At 43.4% G+C, this 281-nt stretch carries 1 protein-coding gene; it reads left to right on the forward strand.

Translation table 11 applies throughout. The features are described from left to right. Nucleotides 1-281 (forward strand): hypothetical protein (locus OS173_RS13330; RefSeq protein ID WP_267184768.1); only part of this gene is annotated, 281 nt, incomplete at both ends.

A 281-nucleotide genomic window follows, 5' to 3' on the forward strand; every position in this document is an offset into this window, starting at 1 on the left:
CACTGTACAAGGTGCTGATGTCACCGATATTGAGGTCAATTGCAGCATCAGCCAGTATTTTATTGGCGGTTATGTCCATGGTTTGATACCGGATAATTTTATGCGGTTACAAAACAATTTAACGGATGATTTAATTATTAACCAGCCGGGCGCCTTTGCCTTTGCCACGCCTTTAGATGACCAGCAAAGTTATGACGTCAGCATTCACACCCAGCCCAATGATCCCATGCAAAATTGTGATTTGATTAATGACAGCGGGACCATAACCGGTGCAGATGTTA

Source organism: Marinicella gelatinilytica (assembly GCF_026410405.1).
In the GTDB taxonomy this organism is placed as follows: Bacteria; Pseudomonadota; Gammaproteobacteria; order Xanthomonadales; family Marinicellaceae; genus Marinicella; species Marinicella gelatinilytica.